At 43.3% G+C, this 24,284-nt stretch carries 18 protein-coding genes; 6 read left to right on the top strand and 12 right to left on the bottom strand.

From position 1 onward, the window contains the following. Positions 1-30 precede the first annotated feature (30 nt). Positions 31-954, bottom strand: coding sequence for a glyoxylate/hydroxypyruvate reductase A (locus tag FTV08_RS07635; RefSeq protein WP_180087009.1), 924 nt, complete (start codon positions 952-954; stop codon positions 31-33). Further along, a complete protein-coding gene (locus FTV08_RS07630; protein WP_005222162.1) occupies positions 951-1,706 on the bottom strand; it encodes a class II aldolase/adducin family protein in 756 nt (251 codons plus the stop codon). The genes FTV08_RS07635 and FTV08_RS07630 overlap by 4 nt, the downstream gene beginning before the upstream one ends. Positions 1,707-1,816: 110 nt before the next feature. Between FTV08_RS07630 and FTV08_RS07625 the strand changes: the two genes are divergently transcribed. Continuing rightward, positions 1,817-2,254, top strand: coding sequence for a PaaI family thioesterase (locus FTV08_RS07625; RefSeq protein ID WP_180087008.1), 438 nt, complete (start codon positions 1,817-1,819; stop codon positions 2,252-2,254). 112 nt (positions 2,255-2,366) lie between these two features. On the opposite strand, the gene FTV08_RS07620 is transcribed toward FTV08_RS07625, so the two are convergent. The 3 genes from FTV08_RS07620 to FTV08_RS07610 are packed head-to-tail and all read right to left on the bottom strand — an operon-like array spanning position 2,367 to position 5,909. Beyond that, the gene (locus FTV08_RS07620) at positions 2,367-3,587 is read right to left on the bottom strand and encodes a 3-oxoadipyl-CoA thiolase (protein WP_180087007.1); all 1,221 of its coding nucleotides are present in this window, start codon (positions 3,585-3,587) and stop codon (positions 2,367-2,369) included. A 25-nt stretch (positions 3,588-3,612) separates the two neighbouring features. Then, positions 3,613-5,133, bottom strand: a complete 1,521-nt coding sequence (locus FTV08_RS07615; RefSeq protein ID WP_180087006.1) for a 3-hydroxyacyl-CoA dehydrogenase — start codon at positions 5,131-5,133, stop codon at positions 3,613-3,615. A gap of 2 nt (positions 5,134-5,135) precedes the next feature. Next, positions 5,136-5,909, bottom strand: a complete 774-nt coding sequence (locus FTV08_RS07610) for an enoyl-CoA hydratase (RefSeq protein ID WP_180087005.1) — start codon at positions 5,907-5,909, stop codon at positions 5,136-5,138. Positions 5,910-6,363: 454 nt separating this feature from the next. Between FTV08_RS07610 and FTV08_RS07605 the strand changes: the two genes are divergently transcribed. The 3 genes from FTV08_RS07605 to FTV08_RS07595 all read left to right on the top strand — a co-directional run bounded on the left by FTV08_RS07605 (position 6,364) and on the right by FTV08_RS07595 (position 10,262). Further along, the gene (locus tag FTV08_RS07605; protein WP_004280309.1) at positions 6,364-7,662 is read left to right on the top strand and encodes an MFS transporter; all 1,299 of its coding nucleotides are present in this window, start codon (positions 6,364-6,366) and stop codon (positions 7,660-7,662) included. 117 nt (positions 7,663-7,779) lie between these two features. After that, the gene (locus FTV08_RS07600; RefSeq protein ID WP_004646966.1) at positions 7,780-9,045 is read left to right on the top strand and encodes a DcaP family trimeric outer membrane transporter; all 1,266 of its coding nucleotides are present in this window, start codon (positions 7,780-7,782) and stop codon (positions 9,043-9,045) included. Between the two features lie 17 nt (positions 9,046-9,062). Then, positions 9,063-10,262 (top strand): MFS transporter, encoded by a 1,200-nt coding sequence (locus FTV08_RS07595; protein WP_005100330.1) that lies wholly within the window; start codon positions 9,063-9,065, stop codon positions 10,260-10,262. A gap of 175 nt (positions 10,263-10,437) precedes the next feature. On the opposite strand, the gene FTV08_RS07590 is transcribed toward FTV08_RS07595, so the two are convergent. The 6 genes from FTV08_RS07590 to FTV08_RS07565 form a co-directional block, all read right to left on the bottom strand. Further along, positions 10,438-13,017 (bottom strand): EAL domain-containing protein, encoded by a 2,580-nt coding sequence (locus FTV08_RS07590; RefSeq protein ID WP_180087004.1) that lies wholly within the window; start codon positions 13,015-13,017, stop codon positions 10,438-10,440. A gap of 206 nt (positions 13,018-13,223) precedes the next feature. After that, positions 13,224-13,883, bottom strand: coding sequence for a 3-oxoacid CoA-transferase subunit B (locus tag FTV08_RS07585; RefSeq protein ID WP_180087003.1), 660 nt, complete (start codon positions 13,881-13,883; stop codon positions 13,224-13,226). Then, on the bottom strand, positions 13,883-14,554 hold the full coding sequence (locus tag FTV08_RS07580; protein ID WP_004730985.1) for a 3-oxoacid CoA-transferase subunit A: 672 nt from the start codon (positions 14,552-14,554) through the stop codon (positions 13,883-13,885). Before FTV08_RS07580 ends, FTV08_RS07585 begins: the two co-directional genes overlap by 1 nt. 40 nt (positions 14,555-14,594) lie before the next feature. Further along, complete coding sequence (locus FTV08_RS07575) at positions 14,595-15,875, bottom strand: MFS transporter (RefSeq protein ID WP_004646972.1); 1,281 nt, start codon at positions 15,873-15,875, stop codon at positions 14,595-14,597. Between the two features lie 255 nt (positions 15,876-16,130). Next, on the bottom strand, positions 16,131-17,330 hold the full coding sequence (locus FTV08_RS07570; RefSeq protein ID WP_005246320.1) for an acyl-CoA dehydrogenase: 1,200 nt from the start codon (positions 17,328-17,330) through the stop codon (positions 16,131-16,133). Positions 17,331-17,361: 31 nt separating this feature from the next. Continuing rightward, entirely contained in the window at positions 17,362-18,516 is a 1,155-nt protein-coding gene (locus FTV08_RS07565; protein ID WP_004730987.1) for an acyl-CoA dehydrogenase family protein, read from the bottom strand. A 504-nt stretch (positions 18,517-19,020) separates the two neighbouring features. Here FTV08_RS07565 and FTV08_RS07560 point away from each other — a divergent pair. Continuing rightward, entirely contained in the window at positions 19,021-19,857 is an 837-nt protein-coding gene (locus FTV08_RS07560) for an IclR family transcriptional regulator (protein ID WP_004280319.1), read from the top strand. Between the two features lie 226 nt (positions 19,858-20,083). Then, positions 20,084-21,796, top strand: a complete 1,713-nt coding sequence (locus FTV08_RS07555) for an electron transfer flavoprotein-ubiquinone oxidoreductase (protein WP_180087002.1) — start codon at positions 20,084-20,086, stop codon at positions 21,794-21,796. A 258-nt stretch (positions 21,797-22,054) separates the two neighbouring features. Here FTV08_RS07555 and FTV08_RS07550 read toward each other — a convergent pair whose 3' ends face one another. Then, positions 22,055-24,256, bottom strand: coding sequence for an OsmC domain/YcaO domain-containing protein (locus FTV08_RS07550; protein WP_005266383.1), 2,202 nt, complete (start codon positions 24,254-24,256; stop codon positions 22,055-22,057). Between the last annotated feature and the right edge of the window lie 28 nt (positions 24,257-24,284).

Here is a 24,284-nt window from a genome sequence, read left to right as displayed (position 1 = left end):
TTCCTTATTTTTTTGCCTGTATCCCTACAATTAATAGCCTTTATTGACATCTACCTGATGGCACAAATCCAGCCCGAGATTTAAGCGTCGGTCATTTTCCAGAATCTGTTCCACTACCACAGACATGGGTGCATGTGAGGCGACATGTGGCGTAACTACGATCTTTTCATGCTGCCAGAATGGATGTTCAGCAGCTAATGGCTCCTGTTCAAATACGTCGATAATTGCACCACGTAACTGGCCGGAATCCAGTGCATTGAGTAGATCCTGCTCGATTAAATGCTGACCCCTTCCTACATGAATTAATGCTGCCTGTTCAGGGAGTTGCTGGAATAATTCAGCAGATAGAATGCCGGTATTTTTTTCTGTAAGTGGCAACAGGTTAATCAGGATCTGGCTTTGAGCCAGGAAATCGGACAACTGTTCTGAACCGACATAGCTTTTAACCTGATCAATCTCTTTCGGGGAATTGGCCCAGCCCGAGACCTGATAGCCCATGTCGGCAAGACGTTCCGCTACATAAGACCCCATATGCCCAAGACCCATAATCCCGATCTGGATATGCTGGCTATAACTCTGACGATACTGCTTCCATAGCTGCTGCTTTTGTTGCTGAATCATGCGGTCAAAATAACGCTGAAAATACAGCACACCCCAAAGCAGGTAATCAAACATGCCTTTTTGATGATGCGGATCGAGTACCCGGCACACGGCTTGATCAGGTCTTATCTCATTCAAGTTTAAATGCTCGACTCCTGCCGCAATCGAATGAATCAGGCCAAGTTTTGGGAGCTGCTGCAATTTCTCCAGATCTGGAAACCAGCATGCGGCCGTGGTCGCCTGCTCTGCTTCCGGGCTGTCCACTGTACAAAAACTGCTCTCAGGGGCATATTTCTGAAAAGACTTGACCAGAATGGCTTCAATGTTCGGCACAGTACTTGATATCACAATCATGATGCATACTCCGTATATTGATGCTCAATCAGGGATAACGCAGCCTGCCAGGCACGCTGTAAAATCGGTTCTACCAACGGACTGGCGAACTGTTTAGCAGTTTTAATTCGGACTTCTTCTGCTGGATAATGCAATTCAGCACCGCCACTTAAGGCCTTCACCTGTGCCTGACAGGCACGCTCCAGAAAATAGATTTCATGAAAGGCCCGAGCGATCGTTTCGCCAGCCGTTAAAAGTCCGTGATTGCGTAAAATCATGGCGCGATGGCCGCCTAGGTCCTGAATCAGGCGCTCCTGCTCATCTGTTGAGAGTGCCACGCCTTCATATTCGTGATAGGCCACCTGCTGATAAAATTTCAGCGCATGCTGGGAAATTGGCAAAAGTCCATGTTTCTGGGCAGAAACGGCTATCCCATCTGCGGTATGTGTATGAATGACGCAGTTCAGATGAGCATGTGCTTCGTGAATTGCGGAGTGGATGACGAAGCCAGCCATATTCACCGGCTTGTCCTGTTCATAGCTTTCTACGACCTGCCCTTCATGATTAATCTTGACCAGCGTTGAAGCACGCATTTTTTCAAAAGCAACACCATACTGATTAATCAGAAAACAGTCAGGCTGATTAGGAACTCTTAAACTGATGTGGGTATCAATTAGATCAGTCATCCGGTAATGCGCAATAATGCGATAAAGCGCTGCGAGTTCACAACGTGCCTGCCATTCAGCATCTGTGACGAGATTTTTTATTGTCATCGTTCCATCCTGGAAAAATATAGCATTTCGATCACTATCTGTTATATCATAATTTTAGAAAAACAGAATATTATTTCATAAAGCGAAATAAATCATTACAAGGAGTTGATATGTTAACATCACAATTAAACGGACTCGAATATCTAACCGCAATTAAGAATGGGGAAATTTCCAGTTCAGCCATGAGTGAAATTATTCCCATGCGTCTGATCTTGGTACGCGAAAACTATGTGGAATATGAGGTGCGTCCTGATCAGCGCCATTATAATTTACAGGGTGGTATTCATGGCGGCTTTTGTGCAACGGTTCTAGATAGTGCCACTGGCGCTGCCGTGCATACGACAGTAGATGCAGGTGTCAGTTTCTCGACCATTGACCTGAATGTAAAAATGCTGAAAGCGATGAAAAGCGGCGAAACCTATACAGCTATTGGTGAAGTCATCCGGATCGGGCGTAATGTACTGACCTCAGAAGGCCGAATTATCGATAAAGAAGGTAAAGTTTATGCTTTTGGTTCAGCGACTTTATTAGTCACTGCCCGTAAGTAAATCATTACAGTGATGTAATCAATCCCTGCATGTGCAGGGATTTTTATTTTGAAAGAAAAATCCCAATAAAGAATGCCATGCATATCATAGATACATGGCATTAAGACTATGACTAAAGCTGTGATGCAGCTTCAGGGTTTTCAATCACCATCGCCAAGCCTTGACCCAGACCGATACACAGACTAATCACGGCATATTTTTTACCGGTACGCTGTAACTGACGTGCAACGGTTAAAGCCAAACGCGCACCCGAACAGCCCAGTGGATGACCAATGGCAATCGCACCACCATTTGGATTGACACGCGGATCATCCAAAGCGACATCCAGACCTTTCAGGCAAGATAATACCTGACTGGCAAAGGCTTCATTAATCTCGATGATATCCATATCGTCTAGCGTCAAACCAGCACGTTGTACTGCCTTTTTAATCGCTTCAATTGGGCCTGCACCCATGATGCGTGGCTCAATGCCAGCGGCTGCAGAAGACAGGATACGAGCCAAAGGTTTTAAGCCATACTGTTCCTGAACTTTTTCACTGCCGATAATCAGTGCTGCAGCACCGTCATTGATTCCTGATGCATTACCCGCTGTTACTACACCACCTTCAAATAGCGGTTTTAACTTGGATAAAGCTTCAAATGTTGAAGATGCACGTGGATGCTCATCCTCAGTAATTTGTTTAGGCGGCAATTTGCGTCCTTGAGAAACTTCAATCGGGGTAATTTCACCTTCAAAGAAACCTGATTCTTTCGCTACCTGATATTTTGCCTGTGATGCAGCAGCAAAGGTATCAGCCTGTTCACGGCTAATACCGAATTCTTCAGCCACGTTATCACCTGTTTCAGGCATGCTGTGCGCGCCAAACTGATCCGTAAATTTACGGTTCGGGAAACGGGTACCAATCGTGGTGTCATAAATTTTGGCATCACGTGAATAAGCACTTTCTGCTTTGCCCATCACAAAAGGCGCGCGGGTCATACTTTCTACGCCACCAGCAATGTACAACTCGCCTTCGCCTGCAGTGATGGCACGTGCCGAATCAATCACAGCACCGAGACCTGATGCACATAAGCGGTTTACCGTCTGCCCCGGAACTGTTACCGGCATACCCGCTAACAATGCTGCAAAACGTGCCACATTACGGCTGTCTTCACCGGCCTGATTGGTACTCCCAAAGATTACATCTTCTACATCTGCTGCCGGAATACCGGTTTTTTCCAGCAGGTTTTTAATTACGGTCGCTGCCAGATCATCTGGACGTACGCTTGCCAGACTTCCTGCATGACGACCGATTGGTGAACGTAAACCATCATAAATATATGCATTTAACATGAGTGTTATTCCTTTAACTTTTTAATTAATGTGTTGTATGAACAAGTGGTAGACCAAGCTGAACACGGCGACGCAACCAAGGACTTGGACGGTAACGCTGGTCACGGGTAATCGCAGTCATGCGATCCAGAATTTTCAGGATTTTTTCAGCTCCCAGCACATCCCCCCATTCAATTGGCCCATATGGATAGCCAAGGCCTAATTTTACTGCGATATTGATATCTTCTACCGTTGCAACGCCTTGCTGGGCAATATCACAGCCGAGATTCACAATCATTGCCAAAGCACGTTGAGCCACAAAGCCGATGCTTTCCTGAATTACGCTGGCGGTCACACCATCCAGATTGAAAATCGATTGGGCTGCTTTTACCAGCTCAGGTTGGGTGACAAAAGTTGGCATCAAGGTACGGTGTTTATGCAGACCATATAGCAGATCGATACACACCACTTGCTGAGGTGCCAGCTGATAACGGATCGCAGCTGATGTTGCATCCTCACCATAAGTGGCAATCAGGATTAAAGCCTCTGCTGAAGGTATCTCAGTTTGCTCAATCTGAATGTTGAACTGCTGCAGATATTGCTCAAGTGCCTGACGGTCTTCGTCATATTCGGTGCCTAGCCAGACTGATGGATATTGACTTAACTTTTCAACCAATGCTGGAGCAACATCACCTTCTTTGCTACCCGAAGTGTAATCATAGAAACCTTTACCGGTTTTACGACCTAACTGCTTGGCAATAAAACGCTGACGGGTAATCACGCTTGGACGGTAACGTGCTTCTTCATAATACTGATGATAAATCGATTCACTCACCGGGTGCGAGACATCCATACCGGTCAGATCACCTAATTCAAACGGCCCCATTTTGAAACCGATTCCGTCACGATAGATCCTGTCAATATCATAAAATGGAGTGACATTTTCATTCAGAATCGCATAGGCTTCGCTACCAAAAGCACGGCCAGCATGGTTAATGATAAATCCCGGGGTATCTTTGGCTTTTACCGGGCGATGTCCCATTTTCGTAGATAACTGAGTGAGCGCATCCACAATATCAGCACGGGTATTAAAGCCTTCAATGACCTCAACCACTTTCATCAGTGGAACCGGGTTAAAGAAGTGATAACCAGCAACACGTTCTGGCTGACTGCAATTAGCAGCAATCGCACTAATCGACAATGAAGATGTATTAGATGCCAGAATCGCTTCCGGTTTTACGATACCTTCCAGTTGCTGCATCAGTTTTTGTTTGATTTCTAGATTTTCAATAATCGCTTCAACGATTAAATCGCAATCTTTCAGGTCTTCGATCTGCTGAGCAATGGATAAATGAGCAAGATCTTCAGCAGCTTTTTCATGGCTAAATTTACCTTTATCAGCCAGGGTATTTAATGTTTTAGCCAGCTTTTCCTGTGCCTGTTCAGCAGCACCCGCTTTGGCATCAAACAACACGACATTATGGCCGGACTGAATCGCGATCTGGGCAATGCCCGCACCCATCGTACCTACGCCAATAATACCGATTTTCTGAATTTGAATGCTCATGCTTATCGTCCCTGATAATTTGGTTTACGTTTTTCAATAAAGGCTTGCATACCTTCTTTTTGATCTTCTGAAGAAAACAGCATCTGGAAAGATTTACGTTCCAGCATTAATCCGGCATTTAATGGCACATCTTCAGCCAATAAAGCCACTTCCTTGATTTGCTCAAGCGCGATTGGCGGCATTTTCGCTAGGCCTTCAGCCATCTTGATTGCTGTTGCCAGGGTTTCACTGTCTTCCGTTACTTGAGACACCAGGCCAATCTGATAAGCTTCCGGCGCTGGTACCAGACAACCCGTCATAATGATGCGCATTGCATGAAATTTACCCACGGCACGGAATAAACGCTGAGTACCACCGGCACCCGGCATAACACCCACTTTCACTTCAGGCTGACCAAATTGGGCGCTTTTCCCGGCAATAATAATGTCCGCATGCATGGCCAGTTCACAGCCACCGCCAAGTGCATAACCGTTTACAGCTGCAATCACCGGCTTTGAACACTGTGCAATGGCTTGCCAGTAACGCTCAGTACGACGCTGCATCATTTGAATGGTTTCTGCATTGGCCAGTTCTTTAAGATCGGCTCCTGCTGCGAAATCTGTTTCACCACCCGTAAGAATAATGGCACGGACATTTTCATCATCATTCAGTTGCAAAAAAGCCGCCGCAAGTTTCTGGCGAACTTCTGTATTCAGGGCATTTTTCGCTTCTGGTCGATGAATTTTAACCATCGCTACATGTGCTGAAACTTGTTCTACTTGAACTACCTGTTCCATTAAAATCTCCATTTATTTTGTATAGCGAAATTTTATTTTATATAAAACTAAGGTTTCTCAAGCTATAAATCAAGGATTTTTAACTCCAGAATGCAAAAAAGTTATTTTTTACTAAAAATAGAGTAAAAACTCTTGTTCATCTGGTTATTTTATGATTAATTGATTTCGCAATACGGAATTAAGTATTTTAAACGCAATCTGATTATTCATTTAAATGAATAATCGCCATAAGGCTGAACTTAAAGTTAATTTACGAAATCAAATTTTCCAGCAATGAGATGATTTTGATTTAGCGTAAAGCATGAAAAATCGAATGTAGCCTGATAATAAATGCAGCGGCTGTTGTGTGCAGAGCGAGTCTGTTAAATCAGGAAAACTATGTTTCCGTGAGGAAGAAAAATGGATTTAGCGGTAGCAGAGGAAATGCTACTTTGAATATATAGAGGATATAAGAATGACAAGCGATACCATCGTAACAGGAGACAATAAAACCGATGTCTCCTCCACGGATACCATCAAACAGGCACCAAAACGTCTTTGGATGACGGCTTTTATCTTTGCTTTTCTGATTTTGCTCTGTGACGGTGCAGATATCGGGATTCTGGCTTTTAGTCTGACCAGTCTGAAAGCTGAATGGGGCCTGACTTCTGTACAGGCGGGTGCCTTGGGAAGTTATTCTCTTTTAGGTATGGGGATCGGAGGCTTTATTGGTGGATGGGCATGCGACAAATTTGGACGTGTCCGCGTCATTGTACTGGCCACCATCGCCTTCTCGATCTTATCCGCCTACTCAGGTTTTGCTCAGTCTTATACTGAATTTGCAATTTTACGTACTCTTTCTTGCTTGGGTTTAGGCTGTTTATATATTGCCTGTAATACTCTGATGTCAGAATACGTACCGACCAAATACCGTACTACTGTACTGGCAACATTGATGACTGGTTTCACTTTAGGTTCATTGGTGATTACCATGATTTCAGGCTGGATTATTCCTGAGTTCGGCTGGCGTATGCTGTACTGGATCACAATTGCTCCATTAGCTTTGGGTATCCTGATGCACTTTATGGTGCCAGAGCCAGAATCATGGAAACGTGTCCGTGAAATGAAAAGAACTGGTCAGATTGTGGATAACGATACCAAAAAAGGTAATCCATACATCACCATTCTTAAAGATAAAACTCATGGCAAGATGTTCATCTTGTGGTCTTTCAGCTCCGGTTTCCTGTTATTTGGTTACTTCGGTGTAAGTAACTGGTTGCCAAGTTATCTTGAAGCTGAATTAGGCATTAAGTTTAAAGAAATGGCACTGTATATGGTGGGTACATTCATCACCATGATTTTTGCCAAAATCATTGCAGGTTATGTTGCTGATAAAATTGGTCGCCGTATTGTGTTTGCTTTCGGCACCATGGGAACAGCGCTATTTATCCCTGTCGTGGTGTATATGCATAATGCCGATAACATTGGCGTACTGATGCTAATCTTCGGCTTCCTGTACGGTATTCCATATGCCATCAATGCAACCTATCTAACCGAAAGTTTCCCGACTGGTGTTCGTGGTACAGCGGTGGGCGGTGCATTCAATATTGGTCGTATCGGTGCAATCTTTGCGCCAATTACGATTGGTTATCTGGCGATGCATGGTTCGATCGGTACAGGTCTGTTGGTAATGGGTGCAGCATATTTCCTATGCGGTTTGATTCCTGCCCTGTTTATTAAAGACCGTTTATACGATCCGCAAAAAGCAGAATAAACCCTACTTCGGAAGGCAGGTCAAATCGCTGCCTTCCTCACTTCAAATATTTACAACACGTCAGTATAGAAAGGTCTCCTTTCATTCAGGATTAAAAATTTCTTTAGGGATTAAGAAATGAAAAAATTAGTTTTAGCGACATTATGTGGTATTGCTTCAGCACAGGCATTTTCAGCAGAAGCTTCTGAAGACCGTATGCAATTTCTTGAGTCACAGTTAAAGCAAATCCAGGCAGAACTAGAACAACAAAAAGCCGCGCAACTTGCATTAAAGAACCAGCAGGAACAAGCCAAAGCGCAAGACTCTAAAACGCTGAGTTCAATGGTAGATAATGTCGATGTTTATGGCTTGATCCGCTTTGATGGTGCAGTCGATTTCAAAAGTACTACTGAAGCCCGTGGCCGTACCATTAACCAGATTAATAAAGTACCTTTTACTGAACCGGATTCTGTACGTTCCGATTTTACTGCGGCTGCCAGCCGGATTGGTTTCCTGGCCAAAGATCTAGGAGGCAATCCGAATGTTTCTGCTCGTTTAGAAGCCGACTTCTGGACCAACAATGGTAAAGGCGATGGTGGATTACGTATCCGTCATGCACACTTAAAATACTATAACTGGACGTTTGGTCAGGCCTGGTCATTGATGTCAACACCAGAGATTAGCACTGAAGCTGTCGACTACAGCTTGTTCCTGGGTGGATCAGTCTTACGTACACCTCAGGTGAGCTATGCTTTCAAACTTGATCCGGAAAATACCTGGAATGTCGGTCTGGAGTACATGGCCGGTGGCGATCGTTCTTCTGCCTTACCTGCCTTAAGCACTAAATATGTTCATCAATCAGGCCCTCTTCATTTATTAGCTCAAGGCTTTGTCAATCAAAAGCAAGCGCAAACAGATACAGGTGATATTGAAAAAGTTGGCTGGGGTGTGGGCGTTGGTGGACGTTACCGTTTAGATGATCAAAACTCAATTCAGGGGAACTATTTCCATATGGTCGGTGATCAGCGTATTGCAGCTTTCTTGACTCAAGGTTCAACAACCGATGGTGCTGCCTGGGGTGGCGATTATTCAGTCGATCCAATCAATAATGAACTTTTATTGAATGAGTTCAATAGTATAAATATTGGCTTCACGCATAAATTTACGCCGAAACTACGTAGTAGTATTAATGCCAGCGTGGTTGATTTTGATGATTCTAGCGATTATGCCAAAGCCAATCCGGAAACCAATAAGCGCTTAACCGACTATGTGGCTAACGTGATCTATTCTCCTGTTCCAAAGATTAATTTGGGTGCAGAATATCATCATGGCAAGCGTGAAACCTTTGACAATAAGGAAGCAGATATTTCGCGTATCAACCTCTCTGCCAACTATAGTTTTTAAAGCCTCAGGAGACAAGGATGTCAGCCCAAGGGCAAATTTCACGCCGTTTCATGTTCATGATGGCAATGACCTGCGCACTCTGCGCAGGTTGTAACTATTTTAACCAGCCCTTGATTTATTCTATTGCAGAGGATCTGCAGATCAGTGTGGCTCAGTCTGGCTGGACTGTAGTACTGACCCAGATTGGCTATGCCACCGGATTATTTTTGTTTGTCCCTTTGGGTGACTTGTTCGAAAAACGGTTGTATATCTGCAGTTTGATGTTCTGTACCGGATTGGCGCTTATTGGGCTTTCAGCCAGTACCAATCTGCATATGTTGTATGGCTTTACCCTGCTCGCCTCTTTTTGTTCGATCACCACCCAGATTCTGATTCCTTTTGCCGCCAGCCTGTCGCAGCGTGATAAAAGTGCCGAAGTCGTTGGCCTACTCATGAGTGGTGTTCTGGTCGGCATTCTGTTTGCCCGTACCGTGGCCGGACTGATTTCTACTTTATGGTCCTGGCATGCGGTGTACTTGTTTAGTGGTTGTGCAATTCTTCTGCTGAGTCTGGCCATGTGGTTCCAGTTACCAAGCGCTAAGAGCCAGTTGCAGATGAATATATTGCAAATTTATCGCTCACTATTTACCTTTGCACGCACAGAACCCATGCTGATCCGGCGTAGTATGATCGGAGGTTTGGGTTTTGGCATGCTGAGTATTATCTTTACTACCATGACTTTTATTCTGGCTGAAGCACCTTATCATTTTAATGATTTCCAGATTGGCCTCATGGGCATTGTGGGGGTGGTCGGCATCTGGTCCTCTCAGTGGACCGGTAAAATGATTGGCAGGCATCGGGAAAAATGGATTGCGCATCTGGCTACGTGCGGACTGATTCTGGCCTGGATTCCTTTATTCTTTGCCCAGAATTATTTATGGATTTATATCTTGGGCTTAATTCTGGCTTATTTTGGAATTTCCTGTTTGCATGTCTTGAACCAGAATCTGGTCTATCGAATTTCAATGCAGGCTCGCTCGCGGATTAATGCCATCTATATGACCTGTTATTTTTCAGGTGCCGGTCTGGGTGCATTTTTATCGCTGCATTTATGGAAAAGCTATGGCTGGTCTGCCTGTGTCATTTTAGGTTTTATTTTTGCCGTGTTGATCTTTGTGATTAACTATTATGATTTAAACCAAGAAAGAAATTTAGCCAATATTCAGCCTGAGCCTTAGATACTGTTAAAAACCTTTGGGGGTTAAAAAGCTTATTTTTTTATCCCGCTTTCTGTACCAAGTGCAAATTCTAAAGATGATACGCTCATAAAATAGGAAAATTCTTTAGACCTGTTTATCATTGTCTTTCTATCTGAAAAGCGGTTGAAAATATTGATATCTTAACTTTTTAGAGTTAATTCAATTTACTATTTTCCATTGCGAGATAAACAGGCTTCAATTCAGTTAAAGGCGCAGGTTTTGCATAAAAGAAGCCTTGTAGCAGATCACAACCCTGTTGATAGAGCAAACTGGCCTGACTTAAAGTTTCGACCCCTTCCGCGACAACTTCCAAATCCAGCTGATGTGCCAAGTGAATAATCGATTGCACAATTGCAGCATCCTGACCATCGAGGGTCAGTTCTTCAATAAAACTACGGTCTAACTTGATTTGATTAATCGGCAAGCGACGCAGATAACTGAGACTCGAATAACCTGTACCAAAATCATCAATGGCAACCTGTACACCTAAAGCACGTACTGCTTTCAAAATTTCTATCGTTCGATCTGCACCATTAATGATGACACCTTCCGTAATTTCAATTTTAAGTAATTCCGGCGGTAATTGACTGAGTTCAAGCGCATGTTCAAGTACCTGCAAAAAGCCTGCTCTACGGAATTGCAAAGGAGAAATATTCACCGATACTGTGATCTGGCTATTGTGCGTCTTGTTCCACTCCGCAATATCTAGACAGGCCTTTTCCAATACCCATTGACCTACGCTAATAATTTGCCCGGTTCTTTCTGCAAGTGGAATAAAAATCGCTGGGGAAATATAACCCTGCTGTGGATGGCACCAACGGATTAAAGCTTCTACACCTGTTACCAGTCCAGTTTCAGGATGAATCAACGGCTGATAGAACAGGTCAAAATTTTCCTGATTGATCGCTTCCATGAGTTCCAGACGCAGATTAGTATAGTCTATTTCTGCGACAGGCTGCATTCTGGTTTTTTCATACCACTGCCACATATTACGACCTTGTCTTTTGGCTTCCTGCATCGCCAAAACAGACTGATAAATCAATTCAGAAGAATGATGAATCGAACTGTCATCTGCCACAATACCAATGCTGGCACTTAAATGTATTTTGTACTGATCGACGATAAACAGCATGGAAAGAAGATCAAGAATTTCTCCAGCAATCACCTCGACTTCAGTGTGCTCATCTGTCCCTGAGAGCAGCAAAATGAATTCATCTTCAGCGAAGCGGCATAGCACATTATTGCCTTGAACAAATTTTTGCAGCCGCTCGCCCACACTTTTGAGAATCTGGTCACCCACCAGATGACCTAAGCTGTCATTTATATTTTTAAAATCATCCAGATCTATATACAGCAAGACTAAAGGTTGTGAGCTCTCGTGCTGTGCTTCAAAAATATTTTCCAGAATCTGTTTGAATGCATGCTGGTTCGGTAAACCGGTTAAATGATCATGAGTATGCTGATGCTGAATATATTCTTCGTGAATACGTTGCTGAGTAATATCTTCCTGAATCCCCAAAAAATGGGTGCAGGTTCCTGTCTGGTCAAAAATAGGACCTAGGGTTAAACGATTCCAGAACCAGCTGCCATCTTTACAGTAACTTTTTATAGTTACCTGAATTTCTTTTTGTTCTTTAACTGCTTGCTTGAGTAATGCAATCTGATCCGGATCAGTATCTGGACCCTGTAAGAAAAAGCAGCTTTGCCCTAGTACTTCTGCTGCCGTATAACCGGTGAGCTTTAGAAAAGCTGGATTCACATACACCATTAGCCTTTCTTCAGAGACATCGGTAATAAAAAGACTATTCGGACTAGCCTCTACCCCACGTTTTAATAATCGTAGAGACTCCTTGTTTTCACGCGATACAGTAATATCTCGGGCAATGCCAATAATACCGGTGACTTTCTGATTTTGAATAATCGGTAAATTGGTCAGATCCAGCCATGAGATATCGCCTGCAACATTATAAATTGGAAGTTCATAATGTTGAGATTTACCTTGCGCTGCTTCTGAAAATGAAACATTCGCAAGTTCATGGAATTCGGGCGGTATGAAGGCACAATAGTGCTGACCATGAATTTGCGCTTTAGAAAAACCTGTAATTTCTTCGCAAGCAATATTGGTATTAAGCACATGTCCCTGCAGGTCAAGTTCAAAAATAATATCTGGATGATAGGTATAAAATGAGCTGTATTTTTCATTAAGCTCATGTCTTTTTTGACGTTCCTGATCAAGCTCGATTGCGAGGGCAACTAATTTTGCCGCTTGCTGTAAAAGCTGAATATGATGTTCAGTCGGTATTTTCGGTGTTCGATAATAAGTGGCAAACGTTCCGTACAAAATATCTGAAGCATTAATAATCGGCATAGACCAGCAGCTAGACAATTTTTCTGCATTTACCAAAGCACGGTAAGACTGCCAGTTTGGGTCTTTCATTAAATTCGGACTAATGACCAACTGACGTAAGAAAGCAGCTACGCCACACGATCCTTGATTTGGCCCAATTTTCAAATCTTGAATAGCATTACAGTACTCTTTTGAAAAGTGCTGTTTGCCACTTATAACATTTAAAGTTTGGGTGTCATCCTGATAGAGCATAATGGTGACAAGCGCATCTGGAATGCGCGATTCAAGCCACTGGCTAATGACATCGAGGATAGGCTTAAGTTCAGTATGGCGACCAATCAGATTAAAAATATGAAAAATTTCTTGATCATCACAATTATTATTCATTCAGACTATCACCTTCCTTAGCTTGTTAACATTTTAGACTTATTATTAAAATAATCATTAGCAAAAGTTTGTATTTATATCTTTAAAATACGGAAATATGGTCAATATTACGTGTATTTGATAATAATTCTAAAATTTAAAAATCACAGCCGAAGCTGTGATCTAAAACTATACTTTTACTCAATCAGAATATTACGGACTTATTTTTAGGCTGCTTGTTGACGACAGTCCACTAATTTACAGCCAGTCTGCCGTTGCAATTCTTCAAAACTTAAGCCATCCACTATTTCAATAACCTGAGCCTGGTTGTCTTTTAATTCAATCACACAGAGATCGGTATAAATACGGTTGACACAATGTTTACCTGTTAAGGGATAACTCAGTTCTTCAACAATTTTTGCCTCACCGTTTTTGGTCACATGTTCCATGCAAACATAGACACAGCGAGCACCCACTGCCAGATCCATCGCACCGCCTACAGCAGGTACAGCATCAGCATTACCGGTATGCCAGTTCGCCAGATCACCATTAATAGCGACCTGAAAAGCCCCCATGATACAGATATCCAGATGCCCGCCTCGCATGATATCGAAAGAGTCGGCAGAATTCATAAAACTGCCACCTTGCAACATGCTTACGAGTTCTTTGCCGGCGTTAATCAGATCATCATCTGCCTGTTCAGGATCACTCAATGCAGCAAAACCTAAAACGCCATTTTCCGAGTGTAGAATTACTCCTTGTTCAGGTTTTAAATAACCTGCTACGCGTGTCGGTAAACCAATACCCAAATTTACAAAAGAGCCGGTTGGAATGTCTTGTGCAACTTTAGCTACAATCTGTTCACGACTACGTTTTTGAATATTCATTATTTAATATCTCCAACCTTGACCACATGCTGTACAAAAATTCCTGGCGTTACAATGATCTCTGGATCAAGTTCTCCCAGTTCCACAACTTGATGGACTTGTGCAATGGTGGTTTTTGCTGCTTTGGCCATGATCGGACCAAAATTCCGTGCTGCCTTACGGTAGGTCAAGTTGCCCCACTGATCTGCCTGATTGGCATAAACCAAGGCATAATCAGCATGTATCGGATATTCCAGCACATAATCTTTTCCATTGATATTACGGGTTTCTTTACCCTCAGCTATTTTGGTACCAAAACCGGTTGGAGTAAAAACAGCTCCTAAGCCTGCACCGGCTGCCTGAATACGGCAGGCCAGATTGCCTTGTGGCACCAGTTCCAGCTCAACTTTTCCGGCTTTATACAGATCTTCAAAGACGGTTGAGTTATTGGCTCGTGGAAATGAACAGATCATTTTTTTAACCAGTCCAGACAACAGCAGATTGGTTAGACCACGATCTCCAGAAGCTGCATTGTTGTTAATAATGGTTAAGTCTCTAGGACCAAAGTCAATTAATGCTTCGATTAATTCTACCGGCTGACCTGCCAGGCCAAAACCACTGGTCATAATGTGTGCACCATCAGGAATTTGCTTAAGTACCGTCTCGATATCCTGCGTGATTTTATTCATCATATTGCTTCCTAGCATGTTCTATCTATATTACGAGTGCAGATTAATCTGCCTTTTGTGGATCAAATAAGCGGTCTTTAATAAAGAAAGCGGGTATCAGGCCGCAAAGAAAATAGGCAATGCCCATAATCAGTAAGCCGGTACCAATTGAGCCTCCTTGAGCAAAATAGCCAATGGTAAGAGGTGCAAACACCGCACCCAGTCGGCCTACGTTATATGCCCCACCCACTGCTGTTCCACGCACTTTGGTGGAGAAGCTTTCTGTCATGTAAGTCGCATTAATACCGTATGGAATACCATAGAGAAAACCGAAAAATAACATCAGCCAGAGGATATTATCCGGCGTATTACCAAAGACAATCACAGGGATAAAAATTGCAGTACCCATAGTGCCGAAAGCAAATACCGCACGACGGCCAATCCGGTCAGCGATAAAACCAGCAATAACTTTGGTACACATCATGATCAGGAAAGTCCCGATCATATACATGGTCATTTCTTTAAACTTGATTCCCAGATCAGTCTCTAAATACGCCGGTAGCCAGTTGCTGACCCCATAATAGCCAAACTGTAAAAATGCGGTACTGAAGGACCAGAGGATAAACATGCGACGGCTAAGTGCATCTTCAAAAATCATTTTAAAAGTATTTTTTGGTTTTTCCTGCAGAATACCACTGGCTTTTGCATCCAGGCGTGCTTTACGCGCATCTAACCAGGCTTTCGGCTCAGGCACCAAGAAGTACATCGCGAAGGCCAGTACAATTGGAATAATGGCAATATAATAGAGGTATCGCCAGCCAAATTCAGGCAATAGCCATCCAGCCAGAACAGTTGCGACCACCGAGCCTAAAGTCCAGCCAGTCATAAGCGTTGCCAATACTGTAGAGCGATATTTGGTGGGTACATACTCTGCCATGAGTGTGTTACAGGCAATATATAGAGCACCTAGTCCAATCGCAGACGTAAAGCGCAGCCATTTGAACTGATCATAACTTTCTACGAATCCTAACCAGAAGGTTAATGAAGAAAATAATGCAATGGCAATGACGATCACACGAACCCGGCCAAAACGGTCACAAGCCCAGCCACCAAAAAAACCGCCGATAGCCATGCCTGCAAGCGTCCAGCTCCCTAAGGCACCGGCCTGCATATTACTTAATGAAAACTCTTGTTTCAGACTGGTCAGACTGTAGGCTAATAACGCAATATCAGCACCATCAACCAATAATGCTAAAAATGAGAAAATAAAGGCCAGAATCCAGACTCTTTGCTTGGGTTCGTTTCCACCTTCCACTGGGTGTTGTTGTGAACTGATCGTATCCATAATGCTCTTTCTACTTTTCGGCACTCCTGTGCCTTTTTAAAATGCATATTTCACTTAATTATTTAGGTGAAATATAGAATATTTGCTGATCATTACCACGCTTGAACCAGGTGGTATAAAAATGATTTTCAAAGTTTTTGATAAAGTTGCTCTATAGAAATCACATAGCAATACATTGAAAGATGTGATTAAGCCGCGATTCTTAACCCCGAAAACAATCTAGCCAGCAATGCTGGCTAGAGGTAGATCTCAGGTTTAGTTGCAAAAGGCTGCAATTCCGGTTTGTGCACGACCTAAAATCAGGGCATGTACATCATGGGTACCTTCATAGGTATTTACCACTTCCAGATTAACCAGATGACGGGCTACACCGAATTCATCGCTAATGCCATTTCCACCCATCATGTCACGGGCCAAACGGGCAATATCCAGTGCCTTGCCGCAGTTGTTGCGCTTGATCAGTGATGTACCTTCAACTGAAGCAATGCCTTCATCCTTCATGCGGCCAAAACGTAAAGCCACCTGCAAACCGAGTGCAATTTCAGTTTGCATATCTGCCAGTTTCTTCTGGATCAGCTGATTCGCAGCGAGTGGTCGACCAAACTGTTTACGGTCCATGGTGTATTGATGTGCGGTATGCCAGCAGAACTCTGCAGCTCCCATGGCACCCCAGGCAATCCCGTAACGTGCACTATTCAAGCAGGTAAAAGGCCCTTTTAAACCGCGAACTTCCGGAAATGCATTTTCTTCTGGAACAAAGACGTTATCCATTACAATTTCACCGGTGATCGAGGCACGTAGACCCACTTTACCGTGAATCGCTGGAGCAGAAAGCCCTTCCCAGCCTTTTTCTAGAATAAAGCCACGAATGTCACCGACATTACCTTCGGCAGAAACTTCTTTAGCCCAAACTACAAATACATCGGCAATCGGACTATTGGTAATCCACATTTTTGCGCCAGTTAAACGGTAACCACCCTCGACTTTTTTAGCACGGCTAATCATGCTGCCCGGATCCGAACCATGATCCGGCTCGGTCAAGCCGAAGCAACCAATATATTCACCGGTTGCTAATTTTGGTAAATACTTCTGCTTTTGCTCTTCAGAACCAAATTCATTAATGGGTACCATCACCAGAGAGCTTTGTACGCTGGCCATTGAACGGTAACCTGAATCGACACGTTCAACTTCACGAGCAATCAGACCATAACTGACATAATTTAAACCTGCACCGCCGTACTGTTCCGGAATGGTTGGACCGAGTAAACCCAGTTCTCCCATTTCACGGAAAATAGCCGGATCGGTTTTTTCATGACGGAACTGTTCCAGTACACGCGGCATCAGTTTGTCTTGACAGTACGCTGCCGCTGCATCGCGAATCATGCGCTCTTCTGATGTCAGTTGCTGTTCTATTAAAAACGGGTCTTGCCAATCAAATCTAATTTTTGTCGTCATTTTAATATTTCCTTATTTTAAAATTATGAGATTAGGCGGTTGCTTGTTTAATCATTTCACGCGCAATAATAATTTGCTGGATTTGTGTGGTTCCTTCATATAAACGGAACAGACGCACATCACGGTAGAAACGTTCAATTGAATATTCACTGATATAACCCGCTCCGCCATGAATCTGCAAACAGCGATCAGCAACTCGACCACACATTTCAGTTGCAAACATTTTGGCACAAGAGGCTTCAGTCGTAACATTTTGGCCAGCATCACGTAGACGCGCAGCATCCAGCACCATACATTTGGCTGCATAAATCTCGGCTTTGGAGTCTGCCAACATACCTTGGATTAGCTGGAAATTCGCAATGGGCTGGCCAAACTGTTTGCGTTCCACTGCATAGTTAAGTGCATCTTCCAGCATACGCTCTGCCATGCCGACGCTATAACCGGCAATGTGCAGACGGCCCTTATCTAGAACGCGCATTGCTGTTTTGAAGCCAATCCCTTCTACACCGCCAATCAGCTGATCTTTATGCACTTTACAGTTATCAAAAATTACATCACAGGTATAGGAACCATGTTGGCCCATTTTCTTGTCAATTTTACCTAGGCTTAAACCAAGTGTGCCTGCTTCGACTAGAAATGCTGAAATACCGCTCGCACCTTTAATCTCTTGATTGGTACGTGCCATCACGGTAAATGTCGTGGCACGTGGTGCATTGGTGATAAAGCGTTTAGTTCCGTTTAAAATATAATAATCGCCGTCTTTGACTGCACTGGTTTTTAAAGCAGCAGCGTCTGAGCCGGAATCCGGTTCGGTCAAACAGAATGAACCAATAATTTCGCCCGTTGCATAACGCGGTAAATATTTCTGTTTTTGTTCTTCTGTACCGTCGATAATGATGCCACTTGAGCCAATGCCGTTGTTAGTACCAATTAAAGAGCGGAATGCAGCTGATGTATGACCTAACTCCATCGCGACCAGAATTTCTTCTTCCATGGTAATGCCTAAACCACCATATTCTTCTGGAATCGTCAGGCCAAACAAGCCCAGCTCTTTCATCTGTTCCACAATATGTTCAGGAATGGCGTTGTTCTCTTCTACTTCATGCTCAAGAGGCACCAGTTCATTTTTTACAAAATCGCGAATCGTTGACAGAAGTTGGTCTAGCATTTCCGGATCACGAATCATATGAATCTCCATGGATATAATTTAGGTAAATTCCTTTACCCTTATTTTTGTTTCGTATTACGAAATAAATAATCATATAAAATCATTTTGAGCAAGTGAAATTATTAAAAATTTTATATTTTAACTAAAAAATGAAATTTTTCTGGTATTCCAGTTGATTTGTGTTTAATATTTAATTTCACGATACGAAATATTTTGATGAGTGATTATTCTATTTATCAGTTTTTTTTGAATAGATAATTAAACCTTTTTTCTTGCTGTAATATTTATCGATCACTGACTCTTTCGGAGAAATCGAAACTTTTTAAATATATTGGCTACGTGTTAAACCTAAAAAACTAGATGATTTTATATTGTCTTCAAAGTTGGGTAACAGGATTTTTTTCGACCACAAATAATTTCGGCACTTTTTCCTATATTTTATCTTTTGTAGAAGTGTTTTATTTTGTATCGTGAAATTATGTTGCTATCATATTCATTAATTTAACTTTAATTGCCCTGACCATGACAAAAAATAAAACTGGTGAAATTCCCAACTTTGATGAAATCCGTTTAGATCCGATTTCACATATTCATAGAGAAAATAATCCTCAATTTATTGCGTCTATTGCGCGTGGATTGGAAATCTTACGTTGCTTTTCAGCGACCAATCAATTGCTTGGCAATCAGGAAATTGCACAATTAACCAACTTACCCAAGCCAACTGTGGCCCGTATTACCAGCACCCTGGTTTCTTTAGGTTATTTAAAACAACTACCGAATACCACGAAATATCTGTTGGATGTTGGCGTATTGGCTTTGGGTTATGCAGCTTTGAGTAATATTTCTGCGCGGACTCAGGCTTATCCGTTTATGGAAGAAATGTCCCGTTATTCCCAAGCCCCTGTGGCAATGGCTACCCGTGACCGTTTGAGCATGATTTATCTGGAAGTGGTACATACAGAATCGACGCTAACCATGCGCCGCCCTGTCGGTTCGACTTTACCGATTCATAGTAGTGCCATGGGACGTGCCTGTCTGGCAGCGATGGATGTAAAGGAACGCGAATATTTATTTGACGCGATCAAGAAAAGAAACGAAGATCAATGGCCAACCATCAAGCGTAATCTGGAACGTGCAATCCGTGATTATCAGGATTATGGCTATTGTCTGTCTTTAGGTGACTGGGCAAAAGATGTGAATTCCGTGGCAGTTCCGTTGGTTCACCCCAAACATGGGATATTAACGTTTAACTGTGGTGCCCCAAGTTATCTGTTAAATCAGGAAAAACTGGAAAATGAAATTGGGCCGCGTCTGATTCACATGGTGAACAATATTGCTATGAATCTCAATAATATATAAAAAAATTAATCATAAGAGCGACATTCAGTCGCTCTTCTTATTGAATACCCAATCTACACATCTTCTTCCTTTATCTATAATTTACAGCAAACCTTTTAATACGGTGAAATAGATAAGATTTAAAAAATAGATAAAGTCCTATTTCAAATAAAAAGATCAAAAATAAGCTTCATAACCGATTTAGATAATGCTATAAATATCGTATAGCGAAATTGGATTTTATATTATGGAAGATATAACAAGAGAATCGATGGAGTTTGACGTCGTCATCGTAGGCGCAGGCCCTGCGGGTCTTTCTGCTGCGATCAAAATCCGTCAACTTGCAATTGAAAACAACTTAAACGATTTGTCCGTTTGTGTCGTAGAAAAAGGCTCCGAAGTCGGTGCACATATTCTGTCTGGTGCTGTGCTTGAACCGCGTGCCATGAATGAGCTGTTCCCGGACTGGAAAGAACAGGGTGCCCCGCTGAATGTCCCGGTGACTGAAGATAAAACCTTCTTCCTGCTTTCAGATGAAAAATCACAGGAAGCACCGCACTGGATGGTGCCTAAAACCATGCATAACGATGGCAACTATGTCATTTCACTGGGCAATGTGGTGCGCTGGTTAGGCCAGAAAGCCGAAGAACTGGAAGTGTCGATCTTTCCGGGCTTTGCCGCGTCTGAAATTCTGTATCATGCCGATGGTACAGTCAAAGGCATCCAAACCGGTGATATGGGTATTGGTAAAGATGGCGAACCAACGCATAACTTTACCCCGGGTTATGAACTGCATGCCAAATACACAATTTTCGCTGAAGGCTGTCGTGGTCACTTAGGTAAACGTCTGATCCAGAAGTTCAACCTGGACAAGGACGCTGATCCGCAACACTACGGTATCGGCATTAAAGAGCTTTGGGAAATCGATCCTGCCAAGCATAAACCGGGTCTGGTCATGCATGGTGCCGGCTGGCCACTAAATGAAACTGGTTCTTCAGGTGGCTGGTGGTTATACCATGCTGAGAATAACCAGGTGACTCTGGGCATGATCGTAGATCTGTCTTACACCAACCCGCATATGTATCCCTTCATGGAAATGCAGCGCTGGAAAACCCATCCATTGATCAAGCAGTATCTGGAAGGTGGTAAGCGTATTTCTTATGGTGCGCGTGCTGTGACCAAAGGTGGTTTTAACTCACTACCAAAATTCACCTTCCCGGGTGGCTCATTGATTGGTGATGATGCCGGCTTCCTGAACTTTGCCAAGATCAAGGGTTCTCATACGGCAATGAAATCCGGCATGCTCTGCGGTGAAGCGGTCTTTGAAGCGATAGCTGCCGGTGTAGAAAAAGGCGGTGATCTGGCGGTGGCACGTGTGGCTGAAGGTGAAGATTTCTTCGTGAAAGAACTGACCGCGTATACCGACAAGTTCAACAACAGCTGGCTGAAAGAAGAGCTATATAACTCGCGTAACTTTGGCCCGGCAATGCACAAGTTCGGTCAATGGATCGGCGGCGCGTTTAACTTCATCGATCAGAACGTGTTTAAAGTGCCATTTACCCTGCACGATCTGGTTCAGGATCATGCTGCGTTGAAAACCCAGGCGGCTGAAAGCTTCAAGCCAAACTATCCAAAACCGGATGGCAAGCTGACCTTTGACCGTCTGTCTTCAGTGTTTGTCTCGAATACGGTCCATGAAGAAAACCAGCCAGCGCATTTAAAACTCACCGATGCCTCTATTCCGGTGGAAGTCAACCTGCCGACATGGGACGAGCCTGCACAGCGTTACTGCCCGGCGGGAGTCTATGAAATTATGGAAAATAATGACGGTTCCAAGCGTTTCCAGATCAATGCAGCCAACTGTGTGCACTGCAAGACCTGTGACATTAAGGACCCTTCCCAGAACATCACCTGGGTGACACCGGAAGGTGGTGGTGGTCCGAATTACCCGAATATGTAAGGTAATTCCTGTGAATGAGAAAAATACATCTATTTCTCACATTCATATACCCACTCTTGAAGCAGTTAGTATTAACACTTCACTTTAATTTTTTAGGTAATCCCAGCTCCCTCGGGAGCTGGAATTAATAAGTTAGAATAGAAATAATAGAAAAGATTTTATAGCGTACTGGATATAAAAATGGCTTAACCAAAATGAGCTAAGCCATCTTTAAAATTTAAAACCAATGACGAAAATTTTTAGTCATTCATCTATGGATTATTGCTGAGCCACAAACTTGGCACGCGCTGCATGCAATTTCTTATAGCTGTCAATCAGGCGTAAATGACGGTCCAGTCCTTCAAGCTGCATATTGGTTTCGGTCAAACCATAGAAACGAACTGTGCCTTCGATTGAACCTAGAACGGCATCCATACGGGCATCACCAAACATACGGCGGAAGTTGTGCTCATAATCATCCAGTTCCATTTCATCATCCAGAATGACTTCCAGAACGACATTCATGCACTGGTAGAACAGGCCACGTTCAACGGTATTGGTATTGAACTGCAGGAACTGCTCAACCAGATCTTTGGCTTCTTCAAATTGCTGCAAAGCCACATAAATCAGCAGTTTCAGTTCCAGAATAGTGAGTTGGCCCCATTCAGTATTTTCATCGAACTCGATACCGATCAAGGTTTTGATTTCGGTATAGTCATCCTCATCTGCCTCTTCCAGACGCTCAACCAGTGCTTCCAATTGTTCATCATCCAGACGGTGCAGATTCAGGATATCTTCACGATATAACAAAGCCTTGTTGGTATTGTCCCAAACCAGATCTTCTACCAGATAAATTTCCGAATAGCCCGGTACCAGAATACGGCAAGCTGTTGCACCTAGATGCTGATACACCGCCATATAAACTTCATGGCCCATGTCTTCCAGAATCGTGAATAATTCCTGAGCTTCGTCCGCATTCGAATTTTGACCGTTATTAGTGAAATCCCACTCGACAAAATCATAATCTGATTTCGCGCTGAAGAAACGCCAAGACACTACACCGCTCGAGTCGATGAAATGCTCGACGAAGTTATTTGGTTCAGTCACGGCATTACTGCTAAAGGTTGGTTTTGGCAGATCATTCAGACCTTCAAAACTACGGCCTTGCAATAACTCAGTCAGACTGCGTTCCAAAGCCACTTCAAAGTTTGGATGGGCACCAAATGAGGCAAATACACCGCCGGTACGTGGGTTCATCAAGGTGACACACATGACCGGGAACTGACCGCCTAAAGATGCATCTTTGACCAGAACCGGGAAGCCCTGTTCTTCTAGGCCTTTAATGCCTTCAACAATTTTTGGATATTTTGCCAGAACATGTTCAGGCACATCCGGTAGTGCCAGTTCACCTTCCAGAATTTCGCGTTTTACCCCACGTTCGAAAATTTCAGAAAGACATTGTACTTGCGCTTCAGCCAAGGTATTGCCGGCACTCATCCCGTTACTTAAGTAAAGGTTTTCGATCAGATTTGACGGGAAATAAACGGTTTCACCATCAGACTGACGTACAAATGGCAATGAACAGATGCCACGTGCTTTATTACCAGAGTTGGTGTCGTAAAGATGGATACCCAATAATTCATCTTCAGGATCATAAATTTCACGGGTATGTTCATCTAAAACTTCTGCAGGTAGTTCGCCATTTGGACCTGGCTGGAACCATTTTTCATCTGGATAATGCACAAATTCGGCATTGGCAATATCCTCACCCCAGAACTGGTCGTTATAGAAAAAGTTGCAATTCAGACGCTCAATAAATTCGCCCAAGGCAGATGCCAGCGCACTTTCTTTGGTCGAACCCTTACCATTGGTAAAGCACATTGGTGACTGCGCATCACGGATATGTAGCGACCACACATTCGGCACGATATTACGCCAAGACGCAATTTCAATCTTCATGCCGAGGCCTGCCAGAATGGCAGACATATTGGCAATGGTTTCTTCCAGCGGCAGGTCTTTACCTGGAATGAAAGTCGTATGATCAGAAGCCAGACTTGGCATCAATAAAGCTTGAGCATCCGCATCAATGCTTTCCACTTCTTCAATGACAAATTCAGGACCGGTTTGAATTACTTTCTTGACAGTACAACGATCAATCGAACGTAAAATCCCTTGGCGGTCTTTTTCAGAAATATCAGCCGGCAGTTCCACCTGAATTTTAAAAATCTGTTTATAGCGGTTTTCAGGATCAACAATATTGTTTTGCGAAAGGCGGATATTATCAGTCGGAATGTCACGTGCTGCGCAATAGACTTTGACAAAATAAGCCGCACAAAGTGCTGATGACGCCAGAAAATAATCGAATGGGCCGGGTGCCGAACCATCGCCTTTATAGCGGATCGGCTGATCGGCAATCACCGTGAAGTCATCGAACTTGGCTTCCTGGCGAAGATTATCGAGATAATTGACCTTAATTTCCATGTGGATACCTAAATATTCTTATGTGCCG

It is taken from the genome of Acinetobacter sp. YH12226 (genome assembly GCF_013417805.1).
Lineage (GTDB): Bacteria > Pseudomonadota > Gammaproteobacteria > Pseudomonadales > Moraxellaceae > Acinetobacter.
This window is presented reverse-complemented; position numbering and strand designations above follow the sequence as displayed.